Here is a 22,359-nt window from a genome sequence, read left to right on the forward strand (position 1 = left end):
CGAGCCGGTTCGCCCGCCGTCCGCCGTACCCGGCGTCGCCGGCGCGACCCGGGAGCCGCTGGCCCGCACGATCCACTCCTACGCCTTCGGAATCCTGCGCCGGCAGGCCGCCCGGCACGGGAATCCGCCGCCGCGGCTGCTCACCGGTGCCGAACAGGACGCAGTGCTGCGCGAGATGCTGCGCGGCGATATCGCCGATATCGCCGCCGGAGCCGGTGACCTGTGGCCGCGGCGGTTACAACCCGCCCTGGGCCTGGCCGGCTTCGCCGACGAACTGCGCGATCTGATGCTTCGGGCCACCGAGCGCGGTCTGGGCCCGGAGGATCTGATCGATCTCGGCCGGCGCCGGGACCGTCCCGACTGGATCGCGGCCGGAGGTTTCGCGCTGCGCTACGAGCAGGCGATGCTGCTGCGCTGGTCGGTCGGGGTGGCCGCGCCCGAGGCGTCGGCGCCCGCCCTGAACGCGGCCGAACTCGTCGGCGCCGCCCTGGACGCATTGGCCGGCGACCCCGAACTGCTGGCGGCCGAAAGGGCCAGGGTGCGCTGTCTGCTGGTCGACGACGCCCAGCATCTGGACCCGCAGGCGGCGTTGCTGGTACGGGTGCTGGCGGCCGGGGCCGGGACCACGGTGATCGCCGGTGATCCCGATCAGGCCGTGTATACCTTCCGCGGCGCCGATTCGCGATTTCTCACCGAGGTCGCCCCGACGGAGCGGCGCATCGTCCTCTACGGCAACCACCGGTCCGGTCCGGCGATCACCACCGCTACCGCCCGGATCGCGTCGCGGCTCCCCGGACTCGTCCCGCATCGCATCACCCGGGCCGACCTGGGTCCCGTGGAACGCGGTGAGCTGCCACCGGATGCCGGTGCCGAACCGCCCATCCCGGCCGAGGTACGGGTGCGGGTACTCGGTAGCCCCGCCAAGGAAGCGTCCCTGATCGCCGACCATCTGCGCCGCGCGCATCTCACCGAGGGCGTGCCGTGGTCGCAGATGGCGGTGATCGTGCGCTCGGTGCCGCTGCTGCTGCCGCCGCTGCGCCGCGCCCTGCTGGCGGCCGGGGTTCCGATTGCGCAACCCGCGAACGATATCCCGCTGGCCCGCCGCCGCGGCGCCGCCTGGATGCTGCTGGCCCTGCGGGCCGTACTCGCCGGGGAAGCCACCCGTCGCGGCACCGGGTCCACCGAATCCCTGTTCGGCCCCGACGAGGCGCTCGAACTCCTGGCCGGACCGTTGGGCGGGGCCGACGCGATCAGCCTGCGCCGCCTACGTCGCGGTATCCGCCGCGCCGCAGTAGAACTCGCCCGTAATTCGAACCCTGCCGGTGCCACGGATCCGAACCCTGCCGACGCTCCGGATCGGAACGTTGCCGACGCTCCGGATCCGAACCCTGCCGACGCTCCGGATCGGAACGCTGCCGGCGCCCCGGATCCGGACTTCGACGCTGCGCCGGAACCGGAACTCGCCGGTGCCCAGGGACCCGACCTCGCCCGCCTCCCGGACTCCGACCCTGCCCGCATTCCCGGCCCGGATTTCGCCGCGTCACCGGATTCCCCACCCGAGCCGGTGCGCGAACCGCCCGTTCTCGACACCTATCGAGTAGCGCATCCCCTCGACGAGCTCCCACCCCGAGATCTCTTCGCCGATGTCAGCCGGCACCACGCGGACGCGGACTGGTACGGGATCGATCAGGAGAACCTCGACGACGACCCGTGGGACGGCTTCCCACCGGAACCTCCGATGGACGAAGAGGATTTCCCACCGGAGCCGTACCCCGGGGCCGGCGCGGAGTCCGACGCGGCCAGCGGTGGGGAAGCCCGAATAGATCCGCGGACTTCGGCCGGCGGCCCGGATACCGACCCCCCGCGACCGGGCTCCCGCGGCTCTGCCCCGGACCGGCCTTCGGTGGAGGTGCTGCGGGATCTGCTGCTCGGCTCGGGCGACGACCGGATCGTGGCGGGCCTCACCGAAGTCGAGATCGCCCCCCTCGAACGGGCGGCCCGCGCCCTGGACCGCGCTCGCCGGGTCCGGCACGCGGGCGGCGGACTCGAGGATGTGCTGTGGGCGCTGTGGACCGGGTCGCGGCTGGAGCGGCGCTGGCTGGCGCAGTCCCGGCGCGGGGGAGCGGCGGGTATGCAGGCCGACCGCGATCTCGACGCCGCCGTCGCGCTGTTCGACGCCGCGGCCGCCTACGCCGACCGCCTCCCGGGTGCGACCATCGAGGGTTTCGTCGAATATCTGCTCCAGCAGCAGATCCCGCAGGACCGGGCGGTGCGGACGCAGCGGGAAGAGGCCGTGGACCTGCTGAGCGCCCACGCGGCGGCCGGCCGGGAATGGGAGGTCGTGGCGGTCGCCGGGGTGCAGGAGGGTATTTGGCCGGACCCGCGCCCGCGGGGGACACTGCTGCACACCGAGGAGCTGGTGGATGAGGTCGCCGGTATCACCGAACGGGTCAGCCGCGCCGCGCCGATCCTGGCCGAGGAACGGCGGCTGCTGTTCGTCGCGTGCAGCCGGGCCCGCCGTTCGCTGCTGGTGACGGCGGTGGAATCGGTAACCGGTGAACGCGATCTGGTGCCTTCCCGGTTCCTGGCCGAATTGCTCGGCGGTGAGACCGGCGGCGAACCCGGTGCGCTCCCGATCGCCGAACCCGGCCGCGTACTCGCCCTGCACGCGCTGATCGCCGAACTACGCGCGGCGGTCTGCGATCCCGGCGCCGGGGACGAACGCCGCCGCCGCGCCGCCCGGCAACTGGCCCGGCTCGCGCTGGCCGGGATCCCCGGTACCGCGCCCGACGACTGGTACGGGGTCCCCGGACTCAGCTCCACCGAGACCCTGTGGGACGACGACGCCCCCGTCGCGCTGTCGCCCTCGACAGTGGAGCTGCTGCGGACCTGCCCGCTGCGCTGGGCGCTGGAACGCAACGGCGGCTCCGACGGGCAGAATCCCCACGCGGTCAAGGGAACCCTGGTGCACACCTTGGTCCAGGCGCTGGCCGGGCGGGTGCCGCTGGACCAGGTGCGCGCCGAACTCGCCCGCAGCTGGTCCGGTATCGATCCCGAAACCAGCTGGTATTCCCGGCAGGAACTGCGCCGCACCGAGGCCATGCTGGACGCGTTCGTGGCCTGGGTGCGCACCACCCGCGGCGAACTCACCCAGGCCGGGATCGAGGTACCGGTCGACTGTGTGCTGCCCGCTCCCGGCGACGATATGCCCGAGGTGCGCATCCGCGGCCGGATCGACCGGCTGGAGCGGGACGCCGCGGGCCGGTTCGTCATCGTCGATGTGAAAACGGGGAAGAACCCGGTCAGTGAAGCCGACGCCGCCCAGCACGCCCAGCTGGCGACCTACCAGGTCGCCGCCGCGGCGGGTGCCCTGGACGAAAGCGCCGGCGATTCCGAACCAGGTGGGGGGCGGCTGGTGTACGTCGGATTACCGGCGGCCGGCGGAGTGGCCAAGGAGCGGGTCCAGCCCGCGCTGGACGCCGACGCGCTGCAGACCTGGCGCGAGACCATCCACGCCGCGGCCGCGAGCACCGAAGGCCCCGGTTTCCTGGCGATCCGCAACGAGGGCTGCCGGCACTGCGCCGTGAAGAACAGCTGCCCGGTGCAGGACGCCGGGCGCCAGGTGACCGACGAGTGAGCGCCCGGGTCTCGCCGGAACAGCTGGCCGACGCACTCGGGCTCCCCCCGCCCACCGCGGAACAGGCCGCGGTGATCGCCGCGCCGCCCGGTCCCGCGCTGGTGGTGGCGGGAGCGGGGGCGGGCAAAACCGAAACCATGGCGGCCCGGGTGGTCTGGATGGTGGCCAACCGGCTGGTCACGCCGGAGGAGGTGCTCGGGCTGACCTTCACCCGGAAGGCCGCCCAGCAGCTCACCGCCCGGATCCGCACCCGGCTGGCCCGGCTGGCCGGCTCGCGGCTGCTGCGTGATCTCGATCCCGCCGGTGAACTGCGCGCCACCCTGGCCGGTGCGGAACCGGAGATCAGTACCTACCACTCCTATGCCGGTCGGCTGCTGCGCGAACACGGCCTGTTGCTGCCGGTGGAGCCGTCGGCGGCGCTGCTCACCGAAACCCGGCTGTGGCAGCTCGCCCATCAGGTGGTGCGCGGCTGGGACGGCGACCTGGACACCGACCGTTCGCCGCTGACGGTCACCGAGGCGGTACTCGCGCTGTCCGGGCAGCTGGCCGAACACCTGGTGGAGCCGGAGGAACTCGCCGAGGCGCATACCGAACTCGAGAAACTCGTGCACACTCTGCCGCCCGGTCCGCGGCAGCGCGGCGGGCCGAACAAGGAGCTGCTGTCGGTCCTGCGCGCACAGCGCGAGCGGGTGGCGCTGCTGCCGCTGGTCCAGCAGCTGCGGGAGACCCTGCATCAGCGCGGCGCCCTGGATTTCGGGGCCCAGATGTCGCTGGCGGCGCGTTTGGCCGCCGAGCATCCCGATGTCGCCACCGCCGAACGCGCCCGCTTCCGGCTGGTGCTGCTGGACGAGTACCAGGACACCGGCCACGCCCAGCGCGTCCTGCTGTCCGCGCTGTTCGGGGCCGGTTACCCGGAGCAGCGCGACCCGCGGTCCCGCGGGACGCGATCGCGCGAGCTCGCGGTGACCGCGGTCGGCGACCCCATGCAGTCCATCTACGGCTGGCGCGGCGCCTCGGCCGCCAATCTCCCGCGTTTCACCACCGACTTCCCGGTTGCCCCCGGTGTCCCGGCGCCGGTGTTGCCGCTGCTCACCAGCTGGCGCAACCCACCCGAGGCACTCGATCTGGCGAATATGGTCGTGGAACCACTGCGCGCGGCGGCCCGCGACGGCGGCGGTGTCACCGTCGACCCCTTGCGCGCGAAACCCGGTGCGGAACCGGGCGTCGTCGCGCTCGCACTCACCGATACCGTCGCGAGCGAACGCCGGTGGATCGCCGAACGCATCGCTGAGCACTGGGCGGCGGCCCGGGATGCGGACCGGCCGCCGCCCACCTCCGCGGTCCTGATCCGCCGCAACGCCGATGCCGCCGAGCTCGCCGAGGAGTTGCGGGGACAGGGGCTACCGGTCGAGATCGTCGGTCTGGGCGGGTTGCTGTCGACGCCGGAGGTCGCCGATCTCGTCGCCACTCTGCGTCTCATCGCCGACCCCGCCGCCGGCAGCGCCGCGGTGCGGATTCTCACCGGCGCCCGCTGGCGGATCGGCAGCGCCGATCTGGCCGCGCTGGCCCGGCGGGCCCGGGAACTGTCCATCACCCGCGATCCCGGCGGCGATATCACCGATTCCACGACCTTGGCGGCGGCCCTGCAGGAGGTGGCCCCCGAACCCGCCGAACGGGCCGGCCTGGCCGATGCCATCGCCGATCCCGGTCCGGCGGACCGTTATTCGGCGGCCGGATACCGGCGGCTGACCGCGCTGGGCCGGGAACTGGCGATGCTGCGCGAACGGGCGGCGCAGCCGCTGACCGAACTGGTCGCCGATGTGGAACGCACCATCGGGGTCGGCGTCGAGAGTCAGGCCCGGCGCGCGCTCGCGGGTTCCGGCGCCGGACGCGAACACCTGGACGCCTTCGCCGAAGTGGTGGCCGGATTCGCGAACGACACCGGAGCCACTCTCGGCGGTCTGCTCGCCTTCCTCACCGCCGCCGAATCGGTGGAGAACGGTCTGGAACCGGGCGAGGTGGAGGTCGCCCCGGATCGGGTCCAGGTGCTCACCGTGCACGCCGCCAAGGGGCTGGAGTGGGAGGTGGTCGCGGTACCGCACGTCACCCGGGATGTGTTCCCGTCCACCCGCGGCGTGAACACCTGGCTCGGCGCGCTGGCGGAACTACCCACCTCACTGCGCGGGGACCGGGCCACCGCCGAATCCCCGGACGGCGTTCCGGTTCTCGATCTGTCCGATGTCACCGACCGCGCGGAGTTGCAGCGCGGCCTCACCGCGCACAAGGAAGCGCTGGCCCGGCGCCGGCTCGACGAGGACCGCCGGCTGTTCTACGTCGCGCTCACCCGCACCGAACGCGCGCTGCTGGTCTCCGCGCACCACTGGCCCGAAACCGGCGACAAGCCGAAGGGCCCGTCGGAATTCCTGCTCGAGGTGAAAGCCGCCGCCGAACAGCCCGGCAGCGGAGTCGAGATCGCGTGCTGGGCCGCCGATCCCGAGCCCGGCGAGGCGAATCCGCTGGCGGCCACCCCGGTGACCGCGTCCTGGCCCGGCGACCCGCTGGGCGCCCGCCGTGACGATATCGAAGCGGGAGCCGCGCTGGTCCATGCGGCGCTGGCGGAACTGTCCGCCGGCGCGGAGGTACCCGAACCCGGCGACGATCCCGACGGTTGGATCGCCGATGTGGACGCGCTGCTCGCCGAATACCGGGCCGGTGCGGACGCCGCGGCCGAGGTCGAACTGCCCACCCAGCTGCCGGCGACGGCGCTGGTCGAGATGCGTGCCGATCCGGGCCGGCTCGCCGCCCGGCTGCGCCGCCCGCTGCCCTATCCGCCCAATCCGCTGGCCCGTCGCGGCACCGCTTTTCACGCCTGGGTGCAGCGCTGGTTCGCCACCGATCAGTTGCCCGGCCTCGACGATCTGCCCGGCGCGGCCGACGCGGGGGCGGCCGCCGACGCCGAATTGACCCGGATGCAGGACGCGTTCCTGTCCTCGCCCTGGTCGGCGCGCCGGCCGGTGGAAATCGAAGTGCCGTTCGAGACGACCATCGCCGGGGTGGTGATCCGCGGCCGGATGGACGCGGTGTTCGCCGAACCCGGTGGCGGCTGGACTGTTGTCGACTGGAAAACCGGCGCCGAACCCGGCCCCACCGACGAAGCCGCGGTGGCGGTGCAGCTGGCGGTCTACCGGCTGGCGTGGGCGCGGCTGCAGGCGGCGCGTACCGGCGAAACCGAACAGCGGATGCTGGACCGTATCGGCGCTGCCTTCCATTATGTGCGCAGCGGTCGCACGGTGGCGCCCGAGCGGTTACCGGGTCCGGAGGAACTGGTGGCGCTGCTCACCGATTCGACTCGCCGGGACGGGGACGAGAGCCGGTGATTCGGCAGATCACCGGGTCCGAGGCCACACCCTGGGCCCGGGCCGGGCACTGGTCCTACCGGGACCGGCGGCTCACCGCCAGCGCACTGGTGATCATCGGCCACTGCAGCGGCAGTCGTAGCACGGAGACCGCCTTCAGGATCGACGGCGCCTTCGGATTGCGCACCGAATCCGCGGCGAACTGGATATTGGCCGGGAATACCGCGATGAACAGCACCGCGGCCAGCCGGCCGCCGAGCCGCCGGGTCCGCGGGATCAACAGAGCGGTTCCCACACCGATTTCGACCACCCCGGACCAATAGGTGTAGGAACGTGGCTTTCCGGGCAACTGCGGGGGGACGATCGAATCGAACGGTTTGGGAGCCACGAAATGCAGGACGCCGGCGCCGAGGAGCAGCGCGGCCAGTCGAAGCGCCGGGGTGCGACCGGAATCCGGTGCGCCCGCCGGGGTGATATCTGCCATGGCAACACCATAGATACCGCAGTGACCGGGTGCCCGGCGTGACGGTGGGCGAGCGGGTAGGCTCCCGAGCTGTGTCGGAGGGACTGGTAGTGACCGGTGTGCGTGACGGCCGGACCGGTGAGAGGTGTCGCCGGTGAGTTCGCGGTTCGCCGATCTCGGAAGCCGGGCCCGCGGCGCGGCCGAACCACCGGATTTCGCGCTGGTCGGGCTGCTCCGTATCCCGGAGGTCCAGAACAGCCCGTGGATCTCGCTGACCCGGCGGGTGCTGTTCGCGATCGGGTTGCTGTGCGCCGCCTCGCTCGTGGTGTATCTCGGCCGAGACGGCTACCGGGACGGCGCCGACGATTCGGTGAGTCTGCTGGACGCGTTCTACTACGCGACCGTCTCACTGTCCACCACCGGGTACGGCGATATCACCCCGGTCACCCCGTCGGCCCGGCTGGTGAACATCTTCGTCATCACCCCGCTGCGCGTGCTGTTCCTCATCGTCCTGGTCGGCACCACATTGGCGGTACTCACCGAACGTTCCCGCCAGGCTCTGAAGATCCAGCGTTGGAGGCGCACCGTGCGTAATCACACCGTCGTCGTCGGATACGGCACCAAGGGGCGCACCGCTATCGACGCCATGCTCGGTGACGGCGTGCAGCCCGCCGATATCGTCGTCGTCGACATGGACGCGGTGAGTTTGGAGGCGGCGTCGACGGCCGGGCTGGTCACCGTGCACGGATCGGCCACCCAGTCCGATGTGCTGCGGCTGGCGGGTGTGCAGAACGCGGCCTCGGTCATTGTGGCCACCAACCGCGACGACACCGCGGTCTTGGTCACCCTGTCCGCCCGGGAACTCACCAAGAAGGCCAAGATCGTCGCCTCCATCCGCGAATCGGAGAACATTCATCTGCTGCGGCAGTCCGGCGCCGATTCGGTGGTGGTGTCCTCGGAGACCACGGGCCGGCTGCTCGGGATCGCCACCACCACGCCCAGCGTCGTGGAGATGATGGAGGATCTGCTCACCCCGGAGCACGGTTTCGCGGTCGCCGAACGTGAGGTCGAGCCCGGTGAGGTCGGCGGGTCACCGCGGCACCTCAGCGATATCGTGCTCGGGGTGGTGCGGGCCGGCGAGTTGGTGCGCGTCGGCGAGCCCGCTGTCGACGCCCTGGAATCCGGGGACAAACTCCTCTACATCCGTCGCGCCCGCTGACTCCGCCGCGGCCGTTACCCGGTCGCGATAGTCTCGTTACGTGGCCGCTTTCCGACTCGACCAGATCCCCCTGCTGTCCCGCTCGGCGCTGGACCGCGCCGACCATCTGCGTGCCGACGAGCAGGCATTGAAGGAAGGCTGGCCCACGGCCCGGCTGCTCCGGGTGGGGCCGCGCGGCGCGGTGCGCTACGAGTCGGGGGCGCTGGTCTGGGAAGCCGCGCTCGATCTGTCGCCCGAGCCGAGTCTCGATGCGGTGTTCCTCGGTGTACAAGACGGTGCGCACCTGTGGGCGGTGCGCGACGAGGCGCTCAGCGGCAACCTCCAAGACCTGCGCCGGCTCGCCGACGCCTCGATCGACGACTTCACGGCCGGGGTGCTGGCCACGGCGCTCGCGCTGATCAACTGGCATGCCGGCGCCGCCTATCACGGCGTGGACGGCACACCGACGATGCCGGCCAAGGGTGGCTGGTCCCGGGTGGCCGAGGACGGCCGTGAGGATTTCCCACGCACCGACCCCGCCGTGATCTGTCTCATCCACGACGGCGGCGACCGGGTGCTGCTGGCCCGTCAGCACAGCTGGCCGGAGACGATGTTCTCGCTGCTGGCCGGGTTCGTGGAGGCGGGGGAGTCGCTGGAACGGTGTGTCGAGCGGGAGATGCGCGAGGAGGTCGGGCTCGATGTGCGCGATATCGAATACCTCGGCAGCCAGCCGTGGCCGTTCCCGCGCTCGCTGATGCTCGGTTTCGCCGCCCAGGCCGACCCCGACCGGCCGCTGGTCTTCACCGACGGCGAGATCGCCGAGGCGCACTGGTTCACCCGCGACGAGGTGCGCGACGCGCTGGCGGCGGGCGGCTGGCGGACCCGCCCGGAGGCCGGCGAGTCCGCCCCGGCCGGCGGCGCGCGGCTCCTGCTGCCCGGCTCGATCTCGATCGCCCGGACGATCGTGGAATCCTGGGTCGCCGCCGGGTAGGGGCCCGGCCGGACGGTGAACCGCGACCCGGCCGCTCCCGGCGTCACGATGTTCACCCAGCGCGAAGACCGTCCGGGGAGGCGGACCGGGCGGTTCGCCGCGCCTACTATGGACGACATGCAGCTTCACGAAGCGCCCGACAACGGTGCGCGCGCGCTCCCCGGACACCACCCGGACGCTATGCCGGCGGGTGAGGCGGAATGAGTGACCTCCCGTTCGGCTTCTCGCACGGCGACGACGACGATCGCGGTCGCGGCGACAAACCGGGCGGCGGCGGCAACGACCCCTTCGGTTTCGGTGCCGGCGGCGCCGGGTTCGATCCGGCGGCGCTGGGCCAGATGCTGTCCTCACTGGGCCAGATGCTGAGCGGTATGGGGCAGGGTATGTCCGGCGGGGGTGGTGGCGGCCCGGTCAACTACGACGTGGCCAAGCGGCTGGCCCGCCAGCAGCTCGGGAAAACCGTCCCGCCCGTGTCCAGCGGTACCGCCACCGCGGTCGCCGATGCCGCGCATCTGGCCGAACTGTGGCTCGACGACGCGACCACCTTCCCGGCCGGTGCGACGAGCACCGTCGCCTGGACCGCCGGTGACTGGATCGAGAAAACCCTGCCCACCTGGCAGCGACTGTGTGATCCGGTGGCCCAGCAGATCTCGGGTATGTGGACCGCCGGGTTGCCCGAGGAGGCCCGCGAGATGGCCGGCCCCATGATGGGGATGCTCGGGCAGATGGGCGGGCTGGCCTTCGGCTCCCAGCTCGGCCAAGCGCTGGGACAGCTGGCCAAGGAGGTGCTGACCGGCACCGATATCGGCCTGCCGCTGGGCCCGGCCGGTACCGCCGCCCTGCTGCCCACCGCCATTTCGGAGTTCAGCGAGGGACTCGAGCAGCCGGAGAGCGAGATCATGGTGTTCCTCGCCGCCCGCGAGGTCGCCCACCAGCGGCTGTTCGTCCATGTGCCCTGGTTGCGCCAGCAGGTCCTCGGCGCCGTCGAAGACTACGCGCGCGGGATCACCATGGACTTCTCCGCCCTCGAGGACGCCGCCCGCAATCTCGATCCATCCGCGCTCACCGATCCGTCGAAACTCGAGGAGATCCTCGCCCAGGGCAGTTTCGAGCCGCAGACCACGCCCGAGCAGAAACAGGCGCTGGACCGGCTGGAAACCCTGCTCGCCCTGATCGAGGGCTGGGTACAGGTGGTGGTGGCCGCGGCCGTGGGCGATCGGTTGCCGGGCGCGGGCGCGCTCGCCGAGACACTGCGCCGTCGCCGGGCCACGGGTGGCCCCGCCGAGCAGACCTTCGCCACGCTGGTCGGTCTGGAATTGCGTCCGCGCAAACTGCGCGAGGCGGCCACGCTGTGGCAGCGACTCACCGACGACGCCGGTATCGACGCGCGTGACGGGGTGTGGGCGCATCCCGATCTGCTCCCCGACGCCGCCGACCTCGACGCGCCCGCCGGGTTCATCGATTCGGTTATCGGGGGTGGCGCGGGCGCGTTCGACGATCCGCTCGCGCAGTTGGCCGCCACCGAGGCCGCCGAACGTGCGGCGAAGACCGAGGACGAGAGTGCCGCCGGCGAGCAGCGTCCCGAGTCCGATCCGGAGGATCCGGAGTCCGGTAAGAAGTAGCGGATCGACAGGCCCCGGGCGCAATCCCGGGGCCTGTTCCGCACGACTTTCCGTGGGCGCCCGCGCAACGGTTGCGAACATCGGCTCACCTCGGGAAACGGAGTTGTCCACAGGTCGAAAACCTGTGGACAACCCGGTGCGCGAACCCATTGCGCCGCAATGCCGCTCGCATACTTCCGGAATGACGATGCTCCGGCCACGCGGCCCCCTGCTGCATCCCCGGGTGCCGATCCTGGTCCGATCCACCGGGCAGGTCCAATTGGGCTGGGATCCCGAGACCGCGGTGCTCTGTGTGGCGCCGGGTCTGGAAACCCAGCAGGTCTTGGGCTTTCTTCGCCTGATCGACGGACTGAACAGCAAGCCCGCGATCATCTGGCGTGCCCGCTCGCTCGGATTGGAACCCGGGCAGGCCACGGCCCTGTTCGAGGTGCTCGATACCGCGGGCCTACTGGTCCATCCGCCCCGCCCGGCCGGTCGCGTGCGGTCGATCCGGGTGCACGGCATCGGCCCGCTCACCGACGCGATCACCGCGGGCCTGCGTGATCTGGGCATCCGCCCGCAGCGCTCGCGGGACTACCGCGGCGAAACCGACGGCCGGCCCCGGCCCGCCGATCTCGTGGTACTCGCCGACGCCTTGATACCGGATCCCCGGCTGGTGCGCGATCTGTCCCATGCGCGGACAGCCCATCTGGTCGTGCGGCTGCGCGACGGGAAGGGAATCGTCGGACCGCTGGTCCAGCCCGGGCGGACCAGCTGTTTGCGCTGCGCGGACCTGACCAGAGTGGATCACGACGCGGAATGGCCGCGCCTGGCCGCGCAACTGCTCGGCCGGACCGGTCACGCCAGCCCCGCCGGGATCGCCGCGGTGGCCGCGCTGGCGCTCGGCGAACTCGAGACGATCATCGCCTGTGAACCGCGTTTCCCACCGGAAACACTGAACAGGACCCTCGAGCTCGATCTCGATACCCGCGCTCTCGATCGCCGGTCGTGGGCGCCGCATCCCCGGTGCGGTTGTCTCGGAAGCATAGGCGGCGAAGGTATGTGAGGACTTTCACATTGGGTGCCGAGGGTAATTCTCTCCGGTTTTCCGTGGCAGTGAAGCGGGGTTGTCGGCCATTATGGGGGAGTGTCTGAGATCGTGCGCCGGCCTATGTCCCGCAATGCGAAGTTGGCAAAGATCCCGCTCGGGGTAGCGGGGCGCGCCGCGGTCGGTTTCGGCAAGAAGCTCGCGGGGGGTGATCGCAAAGAGATCAACACGGAGCTGAACCAGAAGGCGGCCGAACAGCTGTTCGCCGTACTCGGAGAGCTCAAGGGCGGCGCGATGAAGTTCGGCCAGGCCCTCAGTGTGATGGAGGCCGCGGTACCGGAGGAGTTCGGCGAGCACTATCGTGAGGCGCTCACCAAACTGCAGGCCGCCGCGCCCCCGATGCCCGCGGCCACCGTGCATCGCGTCCTCGACCAGCAGCTCGGTACCGATTGGCGCAAGCGGTTCCAGTCGTTCGAGGACATTCCGGCCGCGTCGGCGAGTATCGGCCAGGTGCACCGGGCAGTGTGGTCGGACGGGCGGCCGGTCGCGGTGAAAGTGCAATACCCGGGGGCCGACGAGGCGCTGCGCGCCGACCTGCGCACCCTGAACCGGATGACCGGCCTGTTCGCGAAGGTCATTCCCGGCGCCGATGTGAAACCGCTGCTCGCCGAGATCACCGAGCGCACCGAAGAAGAACTGGACTATCGCAACGAGGCCGCCAATCAGCGGGCGTTCAGCAAGGCCTACGACGGACACCCCGAATTCGTGGTGCCCAAAGTGGTCGCCAGCGCGCCGAAGGTGATCGTGAGCGAATGGCTGGACGGCACACCGGTTTCCACCATCATCAGTGCCGGACAGGCCGATCCGGAGGGGACCCGGGCCCTGCGCAACCGGGTGGCCGCACTGATGGGCCGGTTCCATTTCTCCGCGCCGGAAACCGTGGGCCTGCTGCACGCCGACCCGCATCCGGGCAATTTCATGATCACCCCGGAGGGCAGGCTCGCGGTGATCGATTACGGTGCCTGCGCACCGCTGCCGGGCGGTTTCCCGGACATGCTGGGCCGGATCCTCGCTCTGGCGGTCGCCGAGGAGTACGGCGAGCTCACCGAGATCCTGCACGCCAACGGCTGGGTGCAGCCGGGCCGGACGCTCACCGAAACCGAGATCGAGGAGTACCTGCGCCCGTTCACCGACCCGATCCGCAGCGAATCGTTCCACTTCACCCGGCGCTGGATGCAGCGGGTGGCGGGTAAGGCGACCGATTACTCCTCGCCGGAGATGAAGACCGCGCGGGCGATGATGCTGCCCGCCGAATATGTGATGATCTTCAGGGTGCTGGGCGGATCCATCGGTATCTGTGCCCAGCTCGATGCCGAGGTGCCGTTCATGCAGCTGGCCGCCACCTGGCTGCCCGGATTCCGGGAGCAGCGGGAAAGCGCCTGAAACCGTGACGGCGCGGAGATCTCTCGGTGATCACTGCGCGAATATCGATATGGGTACAGAAGCGAACGAGCCGCTCATCGGCGACGCGATGAGCGGCTCGCTCCCGTTGGGGATGGGTGTCCGCGAGGGACACGGAGTGCCGGTCAGACACAGCTGGCGACCTTGCGCGGCCGGCCCCGCGGGCGCTTACGGGCGATGACGACCCCCTGGTCGAAGATCTCGCCGCCCCAGACGCCCCACGGCTCGCGCCGGTCGATGGCCGCGGTCAGGCAGCCCTTACGGATCGGGCAGGAAGCGCACAGTGCCTTGGCCTCTTCCAGCTGAACCGGGCTTTCGGCGAACCACAGGTCGGGATCGCCCGCCCGGCACGGCAGCACGCGCTGCCGCTGGTCCCCCGGATCGGTTGCCACGGTGCTACACGCCACATCAGTGGTGGCCGACGGCCAGCTCTGGGTGGTGGTGACCACGTCGTTCTCCTTCAGCTTGTTGTGCAGCGGTTCGGTGTTCGTTCTGCGAAACCGGTGCCTTGTGGGCTGAAGGCCAAAAAAATCCTGGCCACGGTTTCGCATCTGCGTCCCGTGGCCAGGAGGTGTGGGGTTGATCCCTACCTTGGTCGGCTGTGGGGCCGCCTGTTCACGGTCGCTCGGTGTCCTTTGCGAAGGCTTTCCGGTCGCTTATCTGCCACCGCGGGTGCTGCGGCGGGATCGATAGCGAAGGAGCCGGCGGCTGCCAGAGCAGCCCCCGGGTGCCAGTTCACGACGGACTGGTCCTGCGATTCGACGATGTTCGGCTGATGCGAATAGCGGATACGTGCCTGCTCACCGGCAATATCGAGGCAGGACAGGCCGGTCCCCTGCAAAGCGAGGAACCCCCGGGAAGCAGCGGACGACCGCATATTCGGCGCTACGGTGACGAAGCCGTAGTTCGTTGTGCCGTTCATCTGACTGCCTCCCTCCTGTACTCGTGGTCGTGATCTCAACTGTGTGTCAACTGTGCGCGTGGATGTACCCTCCCGAGCGCGATTTCCACCTTAAGCAATCTCGCCGGAGTCGACAACCTATTTTCTACCTGCAGTTTTGCCGGATTCGTGGCTACCGGCCGGCGATCGAGCGGCGCCGGGACCGGATGATGGCCAGCACCTCGGCTCCGTATTTGCGCATCTTGCTCTCACCGATACCCAGTGCGGCCAGCGCGGCCTCGTCCGCGGGCAGCTGCTCGGCGATCGCGGTGAGCGTGTTCACGCCGAGAATCCCACGCGGGTCCACGGCGAGTTCGGCCGCCTTCTCCCGGCGCCAATCCTGAAGTGCGCCGAGCAGTTCCGTATCCGGTTGTCCCACACAGTTCTTGCACCGGCGCAGCAGCAGCGTCTCCGAATCGAGCAGCGCGCGACCGCATATCCGGCACATCGGCCGGTTCGCGTCCGCGGCGGCTCGTGCCGGGCCGGCGATCGGGGACGCAGGGGAGCCGTCGGGCACCAGCCCGGCGAGAAACCGGGATCGCCGCCGTGGCCGGCGGTCACCGTCGCCGCGGCTCAGTGCCCAGGACAACCGCAGATGGACCCGGGCGCGGGTCACCCCCACATAGAGCAGCCGGCGCTCCTCCTCCAGCGCCGCCACATCGGCGACCGACCCGTCACCGTTGAGTGTGTAGGAGATCGGCAGGGTGCCGTCGGTGAGCCCGGCCAGGAACACCGCGTCCCACTCCAGGCCTTTGGCCGCATGCAACGAGGCCAGGGTCACGCCCTGCACGGTCGGTGGATGCCGGGCCTCGGCCCGCGCGGCGAGTTCGCGCAGCAGGCCGGTCTGTTCCAGGCCTGGTTCGTGCTCGACGAGTTCCTCGGTCAGCCGGACCAGCGCCGTCAGGGACTCCCAGCGCTGGCGGGCCTGCGCCCCCGCCGGCGCGGACGCGGTGAGACCGATCGGCGCCAGCGCGGCCCGCACGAGGCTCACCAGGTTCTTACCGGACCGCGATGTCTCGGGCAGATCGTCGCGGGAAGCCGCCTTGCGCAACTCCTGCACCGCCTGGCGTACCTCCGGCCGCTGGAAGAAACCTTCGCCGCCGCGGACCTGGTAGGCGATTCCACGTTCGGTCAGTGCCTGCTCGTAGGCCTCCGATTGCGCATTGATCCGGTACAGCACCGCGATCTCGGACGCCGGGGTACCGCCGGCCAGGAGCTCCTCGATCCGCCGGGCGATATCGGCCGCCTCCGCGGCGAGCTCGTCGTATTCGGCGAACTCGGGCTCCGGCCCGTCCGGCCGCTGCCCGACGAGTTGCAGCCGGGTCCCGGCGATCCGGCCCTGCGCCATCCCGATCACCCGGTTGGCGAGATCGACCACCTGCGGAGTCGACCGGTAGTCGCGTTCGAGCCGCACCACGGTCGCCTCGGGGAACCGGCGGGAGAAATCCAGCAACTGCCCGGGCCCGGCACCGGTGAACGAATAGATGGTCTGGTTGGCGTCCCCGACGACGGTGAGATCGTCGCGGTCCCCCAGCCAGGCGTCCAGGACCCGCTGCTGTAACGGTGTGATGTCCTGGTACTCGTCGACGACGAAGCATCGGTAGCGTTCCCGGAACTCGTCGGCGACCGACGGATAGTCCTCGAGCGCGGCGGCGGTGTGCAGCAGCAGATCGTCGAAATCGAGCAGCAGACCCTCCGGCGTGGTCTTCACCGACTCGTAGGCGGCGTAGACCTCCGCGACCCGGGCGGCCGCGAACGGCGTGTCCCGGCGGTGGGTCTCGGCCGCCGCGGCGTAATCCTCCGGCGCCACCAGCGAGGACTTGGCCCATTCGATCTCGCCGAGCAGATCCTTCACACTCTCGGTCCCGGAAGCCAGGCCCACCCGGTTCGCGGCCTGCGCGACCACCGGGAACTTGCTGTCGAGCATCCGCCACGGCACCTCGCCGACCACCTGCGGCCAGAAATACCGCAGCTGCCGCAGCGCGGCGGCATGAAAGGTCCGGGCCTGCACAGTCGAGGCGGCAGCCCCCAGCCCGAGCGCCCGCAGCCGCGCCCGCAACTCCCCGGCCGCCCGCGCGGTGAAGGTGACGGCCAGCACCTGATCCGCCCGCACCTGCCCCGCCGCCACCAGATGCGCGATGCGATAGGTGATGGTGCGGGTCTTCCCGGTGCCCGCGCCGGCCAGCACACAGACGGGCCCGCGCGGCGCGCGGACGGCGGCGGCCTGTTCCGGGTCCAACTCGGATAGATCGACTGCGCCCACCCGCGCAGTGTATTCGGCAGTGTCATCGGCGCCGAAGGCGCCGTAATCGAGCACTGCAATAAAGACGAACCCTCGATTGTTGCTCTGTCCGTGACTGACGTGACCCCTGATCTGACCATGTACTCGACCACTTGGTGCGGCTACTGCCGGCGGCTGAAGACCCAGCTGAAAGAGGCCGGGATCAGCTATGTGGAGATCGATATCGAGCAGGACCCGGCGTCGGCGGAGTTCGTCGGCAGCGTGAACAACGGCAACCATGTGGTGCCGACGCTGAAATTCGCCGACGGGTCGACCGCCACCAACCCGTCTTTGGCCGAGGTGAAGCAGGCGCTCGCCCGTCAGGCGTGATCCGGCCGGCCCGGGCGCGGTAGGCGATCTCATCGGCTGTGCTCGCGTGCCTGTCCCGCATTGCGCAGGGGCGGATGGCTAGTGTTGGCCGGGTGAATCGTCGGATCATCACGCTCCTTCTCGCCCTTGTCCCGGTTGTGTTGTTCGGTGTGGTGGGCAGTGTGTTCACCGTGCCGTTCGTAGCCCTGGGACCCGGGCCCACCGTCGATACGCTGGGCACCGTGGACGGTCGCGAGGTCGTGCAGGTGTCGGGGGCCGAGGTCGATCGGACCGCCGGGCAGCTGAACATGACCACGGTCGCGGTGCGCGACGGGCTGACGATCTTCGAGGCGCTCGGTTTCTGGGTGAGCGGCCGGCACGGGATCGTGCCGCGCGCCGAGGTGTATCCGCCCGGAGTGTCCCGGGAGGAGGTCGATGAATCGAACGAGCAGGAGTTCACGACCTCGGAGAGTAATGCCGAGGTCGCGGCGATGCGTCAGCTGAACCTGCCGACCGCGGTATTCGTCCACAAGGTCACCGAGGGGGCGCCGGCCCAGGAGGTGCTGCGCGCCGGCGATCAGCTCGTCAGCGTGAACGGTAAACCTGTGGCGACCGGCCAGGACGTGCTCAACGAGGCATCGAGCCGGGCGCCCGGGACCGTAGTTTCGGTGGTGTATCGCCGCGACGGTACCGAGCAGACCGCGCAGATCACGCTCGGTGCCCGGCCCGACGACGCGGCCAAGGGGTTTCTGGGTTTGACGCCTACCGAGTCCGCGGCGCCGCCCATGCAGATCGACTTCAATCTGGACGATATCGGTGGCCCGTCGGCCGGTTTGATGTTCAGTCTGGCGCTGGTGGAGAAACTGAGTCCCGGCGACCTCGACGGGGGGACCTTCGTGGCGGGGACCGGCAGTATCGACGAGGACGGCAAGGTCGGCGCGATCGGCGGGATCCAGTACAAGATGATGGCGGCCAGGGAGGCGGGCGCGGAAACGTTCCTGGTCCCCGCGGGCAACTGCAACGAGGCGAGTCAGCGGGTCCCCGACGGCCTGCGGCTGGTGCGGGTGGAGACGCTGGCGGGCGCGGTGCAGGCGCTCGAGGATCTGTCGGCGGGGCAGGAAGTGATCGGCTGCGGCTGAGGCGCCGATAACGGCGGAGTACGTGCGTCCGGGCCCGCGGGCCCGGACGTTCTCCGTTCAGTCGGCGGTTTCCTCGAGCGTGTGCCGCAGGGCTTCCACCAGGTTCGGCGCGAGGTTCGGGTAGGTGCGCAGGTCGAGGTCGGCCCCGTCCTCTTCGCCCTCTTCGGGCCGTAGCTGCAACAGGCACAGACTGTTTCCCGACCGCAGCACAGCCGCGAAGAGCCGGGCCTCGCGCCGTCCCGGGTGCGCATGGGCGGCGGCCCGGCCGGCCGCGTCGGCGGCGTCCGCATCGGCCAGCAACGGAGTCAGGGCCTCGTCGAGATCCTCCTCGGCATCCGGTGGGAGAACCACGATCTCCTGCACCAGGACACAGCCCGCCACCGCGGGGGGCCAACTGGTGGTGGCGAGGAATTCGTCGAGTGCCATCGACCCGCCGGCCACATGATCGGGCAGCGGGTCCTGGGCGATCGGTGTCAGTTCGTCCGCAGCGTCCACCTCGTCGATGAGCGCCGGTTCGGCGGCCACCAGATCGGCGGTCGGCACCAGCGCGAACATCTGCGGCGATCTTCCCCAGCCCTCGGCGTCCACGAACTCCGCGACTTCGTGGACGGAACGGGCAAGGACGATTTCGGCATGCAGATCGGCGCTCACCCGACCATCCTCGCATCCGCCGCCGCGACACCGCCCGAACCCTGCGGTCGCGAACATGTCCGTTTTCCGTAGAGTGGGCGCAGAGGGTCCGTACGGGCCCGACCTCAACAATTCGGACTGCGGCGCAGCGGCCGGTGGCGCTACCGGCTCACTCGCCGCCGGACCCTGGAGAGTGGCATCGTGGGCATGCGCCCCCCCGCCGGTTTACCGTCGCTGTCCCGGCGCAGTCGTCTGCTGCTGGTGGCCGCGGTGGTGCTGGCCGCACTGCTGTTGGTAGGGCCTCGGCTCATCGATACCTATACGAACTGGCTGTGGTTCGGGGAGGTCGATTTCCGGGGCGTCTACCTGACCGTGCTGCTGACCAGGGTCGCGGTGTTCGCGGTGGTCGGGCTCTTGGTCGGGGTGATCGTCTGGCTCGCCCTCTTGCTGGCCTACCGATCACGCCCGGTGTTCGTGCCCACCTCGGGTGCCGGCGATCCGATCGCCCGGTACCGGACGACTGTGCTCGGCAAGCTGAAATTGTTCGGGCTCGGTATTCCCGCGTTGCTGGGCGTGCTGTCCGGGCTGGTCGCCCAGTCGAATTGGGTCACCGTGCAGTTGTTCCTGCACGGCGGCTCGTTCGGCCGCACCGATCCACAGTTCGGTCTGGACGTGGGCTTCTACGCCTTCGATCTGCCGTTCTACCGGATGGTGCTCAACTGGTTGTTCGTCGCCGTGGTGATCGCGTTCTTCGCGAACCTGGTGACGCACTATATCTTCGGCGGCTTGCGGCTGACCGGGCGCGAGGGCGTGCTCACCACTCCGGCGCGGGTCCAGCTCGCGGTGCTGGCCGGGCTCTTCGTGCTGCTCAAGGCTGTCGCCTACTGGTTCGACCGCTATCAGCTGTTGATGAGCAGCCGGAAAGAACCCACCTTCAACGGTGGTTCGTTCACCGATATCAACGCGGTACTGCCCGCCAAGCTGATCCTGATGTCCATCGCGATCATCTGCGCGCTGGCCTTCTTCGCCGGGATCGTGCTGCGTGATCTGCGGGTGCCCGCCATGGCGGCGGCGTTGCTGGTGCTCTCCTCGGTGCTGGTGGGAGCGGTGTGGCCGCTCATGGTCGAGCAGTTCTCGGTGCGGCCGAACGCGGCGGAGAAGGAGAGCGAGTACATCGAGCGCAATATCGCTGCTACCCGGGAAGCCTACGGAATCACCGACGACAAGATCGAATATGTCGACTACAAGGGGGAGAGCAGCAAGAATCCGGTGAACGTGCCGGTGGACCATGCCACCATCGCCAACGCCCGGTTGCTCGATCCCAACATCCTGTCCCCGACATTCACCCAGCTGCGGCAGCTGAAGAACTTCTACGGCTTCCCCGAGGCGCTCGATATCGACCGGTACGCCCTCAACGGCCAGGTCCAGGACTACATCGTGGCCGCCCGCGAACTGTCTCCGGCCACCCTGAGCGGCAACCAGACCGACTGGATCAACAAGCACACGGTCTACACGCACGGCAACGGGTTCGTCGCCGCGCCCGCCAACCGGGTCAACCGGCCGCAGTCCGAGGATCCCAACGCCGCGGGCGGCAGTAGCGACTCGGGTTATCCCATCTTCCTGGTCAGTGATCTGTTCACGCCGAAGGATCAGCAGCGGATCAAGGTCGATCAGCCGCGTATCTACTACGGCGAGCTGATCTCGCAGTCCGATCCCGACTACGCCATCGTCGGCGCCGAGGAAGGGCAGAACCCCCGGGAGTACGACACCGACCAGGCCCGTTTCACCTATGACGGTGCCGGTGGTGTGCCCATCGGCAACTGGTTCAACCGGCTCGCGTTCGCGGCCAAGTACGCCGAGCGCAATATCCTGTTCTCCTCGGCGATCAGCGACAATTCGAAGATCATCTACAACCGGTCGCCGCGCGACCGGGTGGAGAAGGTCGCGCCGTGGCTGACTCCCGACGGTAACGCCTATCCGGCGGTGGTGGACGGCCGCATCGTCTGGATCGTGGACGCCTACACCACACTGGACAGCTACCCCTACGCCCAGACGACCTCGCTCGAGGGCGCGGTCGAGGACAGTGTCGACCAGCGCACCGGCCGGCTGCTGCCACGCAAAGAGGTCAGCTACATCCGCAACTCGGTGAAGGCCACCGTCGACGCCTACGACGGCACGGTCAAACTGTACGAGACCGATCCCACCGACCCGGTCCTACAGGCGTGGCGGGGCGTGTTCCCGGATGCGGTGATCCCGGAGAGCGAGATCAGCCCCGAGCTGCGCGAGCACTTCCGGTATCCGGAGGATCTGTTCAAGGTGCAGCGCGAAATGCTGACCAAGTACCACGTGGACGATCCGCGCGAGTTCTTCACCAACAACGCGTTCTGGTCGGTGCCCGCCGATCCGACCGTGGAGGGTGTATCGGCCAGCCAGCCGCCGTACTACGTGCTGCTCGGCGATTCGAAGACCGGTAAGCCGGTGTTCAATCTGACCAGTGCGATGGTCGGGTACAACCGGCAGTTCCTGTCCTCCTATATATCGGTGCGCTCCGATCCGGACGGTTACGGCAAGTTCCGGATCCTGCAGTTGCCGACCGATACGCAGACCCAGGGCCCACAGCAGACACAGAACACGATGACGACAGCGCCCCAGGTCTCCCAGGAGAAGACACTGCTGTCGAACTCGAACAAGATCAGATACGGCAATCTGCTCACCCTGCCGGTGGCCGACGGCGGCATCCTCTATGTGGAGCCGTTCTACAACGAGCGCAATACCGGCCAGAACACAGCGACGTTCCCGCAGCTGCTGCGCGTCCTGGTCAGTTACCGCGACCAGGCCGGCAGCGTGAAGGTCGGCTACGGTTCGACGCTGGCCGACGCGTTGAACCAGGTGCTACCCGGCGCCGGGGCGCTGGCCACCCCGTCCGGCGGTGATCCGGCCACCCGGCCGAGCCCCGGCAGCGCGCCGCCGCAACCTCAGGGCGACGATTCCCAGGATCAGGGCGCCTCGACTCCCAACGGCTCGACCCCGCCACCGGCGAGTACCGGTTCGGCCGCGCGGGATGCCGCGGCGGCGGAGCTGGGCCGCAAGATCGAGGAGGTACGCGCCGCCATGCGTACCGGCAACTTCGAGGACTTCGGCCGGGCGCTGGATGAGCTGGACGCCGCGGTGAAGGCGTATCAGGACGCCGGCGGAGGTAGGTAACAACCGGGCCGCGGCGGGGCCGCCGACCTTCGTCGGCTCCGCGCGGTGAGCGGCCCGCAGGCCCGGTTGGATTCCGGGCCGGTGACGCAGAAGAGGCGCTG

Annotated in this window: 14 protein-coding genes; 10 read left to right on the plus strand and 4 right to left on the minus strand. The window is 69.9% G+C overall.

What is annotated here, in order from left to right:
- Together NS4_RS28905 and NS4_RS28910 are read left to right on the plus strand one after the other, a co-directional pair.
- Positions 1-3,637: ATP-dependent DNA helicase (locus NS4_RS28905; RefSeq protein WP_063062654.1), on the plus strand; the 3,637-nt coding region annotated here is incomplete at its 5' end.
- On the plus strand, positions 3,634-7,014 hold the full coding sequence (locus tag NS4_RS28910; RefSeq protein WP_063062655.1) for an ATP-dependent helicase: 3,381 nt from the start codon (positions 3,634-3,636) through the stop codon (positions 7,012-7,014). The genes NS4_RS28905 and NS4_RS28910, both read left to right, overlap by 4 nt.
- 55 nt (positions 7,015-7,069) lie before the next feature.
- On the opposite strand, the gene NS4_RS28915 is transcribed toward NS4_RS28910, so the two are convergent.
- On the minus strand, positions 7,070-7,477 hold the full coding sequence (locus NS4_RS28915; RefSeq protein WP_063062656.1) for a DoxX family protein: 408 nt from the start codon (positions 7,475-7,477) through the stop codon (positions 7,070-7,072).
- A 133-nt stretch (positions 7,478-7,610) separates the two neighbouring features.
- On the opposite strand from NS4_RS28915, the gene NS4_RS28920 reads away from it, so the two are divergent.
- The 5 genes from NS4_RS28920 to NS4_RS28945 all read left to right on the plus strand — a co-directional run bounded on the left by NS4_RS28920 (position 7,611) and on the right by NS4_RS28945 (position 13,737).
- Complete coding sequence (locus NS4_RS28920) at positions 7,611-8,675, plus strand: potassium channel family protein (RefSeq protein WP_063062665.1); 1,065 nt, start codon at positions 7,611-7,613, stop codon at positions 8,673-8,675.
- Between the two features lie 40 nt (positions 8,676-8,715).
- Positions 8,716-9,645: an NAD(+) diphosphatase gene (gene nudC, locus NS4_RS28925; RefSeq protein ID WP_063062657.1), complete on the plus strand. Its 930-nt coding sequence runs from the start codon at positions 8,716-8,718 to the stop codon at positions 9,643-9,645.
- A 200-nt stretch (positions 9,646-9,845) separates the two neighbouring features.
- Positions 9,846-11,267 carry a zinc-dependent metalloprotease gene (locus tag NS4_RS28935; protein WP_063062659.1) on the plus strand — a complete coding sequence of 474 codons (1,422 nt, stop codon included), beginning with the start codon at positions 9,846-9,848 and terminating at the stop codon, positions 11,265-11,267.
- 181 nt (positions 11,268-11,448) lie between these two features.
- Positions 11,449-12,312, plus strand: a complete 864-nt coding sequence (locus NS4_RS28940; RefSeq protein WP_063062660.1) for a TOMM precursor leader peptide-binding protein — start codon at positions 11,449-11,451, stop codon at positions 12,310-12,312.
- Positions 12,313-12,417: 105 nt separating this feature from the next.
- On the plus strand, positions 12,418-13,737 hold the full coding sequence (locus tag NS4_RS28945; protein ID WP_063062661.1) for an ABC1 kinase family protein: 1,320 nt from the start codon (positions 12,418-12,420) through the stop codon (positions 13,735-13,737).
- 143 nt (positions 13,738-13,880) lie between these two features.
- On the opposite strand, the gene NS4_RS28950 is transcribed toward NS4_RS28945, so the two are convergent.
- Positions 13,881-14,162, minus strand: coding sequence for a WhiB family transcriptional regulator (locus tag NS4_RS28950; RefSeq protein WP_063062666.1), 282 nt, complete (start codon positions 14,160-14,162; stop codon positions 13,881-13,883).
- A 666-nt stretch (positions 14,163-14,828) separates the two neighbouring features.
- Complete coding sequence (locus tag NS4_RS28955) at positions 14,829-16,958, minus strand: ATP-dependent DNA helicase UvrD2 (RefSeq protein WP_063062667.1); 2,130 nt, start codon at positions 16,956-16,958, stop codon at positions 14,829-14,831.
- Between the two features lie 84 nt (positions 16,959-17,042).
- Here NS4_RS28955 and NS4_RS28960 point away from each other — a divergent pair, with 84 nt between their 5' ends.
- Positions 17,043-17,306 (plus strand): mycoredoxin, encoded by a 264-nt coding sequence (locus tag NS4_RS28960; RefSeq protein ID WP_063039403.1) that lies wholly within the window; start codon positions 17,043-17,045, stop codon positions 17,304-17,306.
- Positions 17,307-17,398: 92 nt separating this feature from the next.
- On the plus strand, positions 17,399-18,424 hold the full coding sequence (locus NS4_RS28965) for a YlbL family protein (RefSeq protein WP_218020422.1): 1,026 nt from the start codon (positions 17,399-17,401) through the stop codon (positions 18,422-18,424).
- A gap of 57 nt (positions 18,425-18,481) precedes the next feature.
- Here NS4_RS28965 and NS4_RS28970 read toward each other — a convergent pair whose 3' ends face one another.
- Positions 18,482-19,075 (minus strand): PPA1309 family protein, encoded by a 594-nt coding sequence (locus NS4_RS28970; RefSeq protein ID WP_063062663.1) that lies wholly within the window; start codon positions 19,073-19,075, stop codon positions 18,482-18,484.
- A gap of 180 nt (positions 19,076-19,255) precedes the next feature.
- Here NS4_RS28970 and NS4_RS28975 point away from each other — a divergent pair, with 180 nt between their 5' ends.
- A complete protein-coding gene (locus NS4_RS28975; RefSeq protein ID WP_063062664.1) occupies positions 19,256-22,258 on the plus strand; it encodes a UPF0182 family protein in 3,003 nt (1,000 codons plus the stop codon).
- The last annotated feature ends 101 nt before the right edge of the window (positions 22,259-22,359 follow it).

This window comes from Nocardia sienata NBRC 100364, from assembly GCF_001613205.1.
GTDB classification, from domain to species: Bacteria; Actinomycetota; Actinomycetes; order Mycobacteriales; family Mycobacteriaceae; genus Nocardia; species Nocardia sienata.

What these genes read in the sequence shown, in the direction of transcription:
- NS4_RS28940 (WP_063062660.1), top strand. Translation starts at nt 11,449, where the DNA reads ATGACGATGCTCCGGCCACGCGGCCCCCTGCTGCATCCCCGGGTGCCG.
- NS4_RS28935 (WP_063062659.1), top strand. Translation starts at nt 9,846, where the DNA reads ATGAGTGACCTCCCGTTCGGCTTCTCGCACGGCGACGACGACGATCGC.
- NS4_RS28945 (WP_063062661.1), top strand. Translation starts at nt 12,418, where the DNA reads ATGTCCCGCAATGCGAAGTTGGCAAAGATCCCGCTCGGGGTAGCGGGG.
- NS4_RS28915 (WP_063062656.1), bottom strand. Translation starts at nt 7,477, where the DNA reads ATGGCAGATATCACCCCGGCGGGCGCACCGGATTCCGGTCGCACCCCG.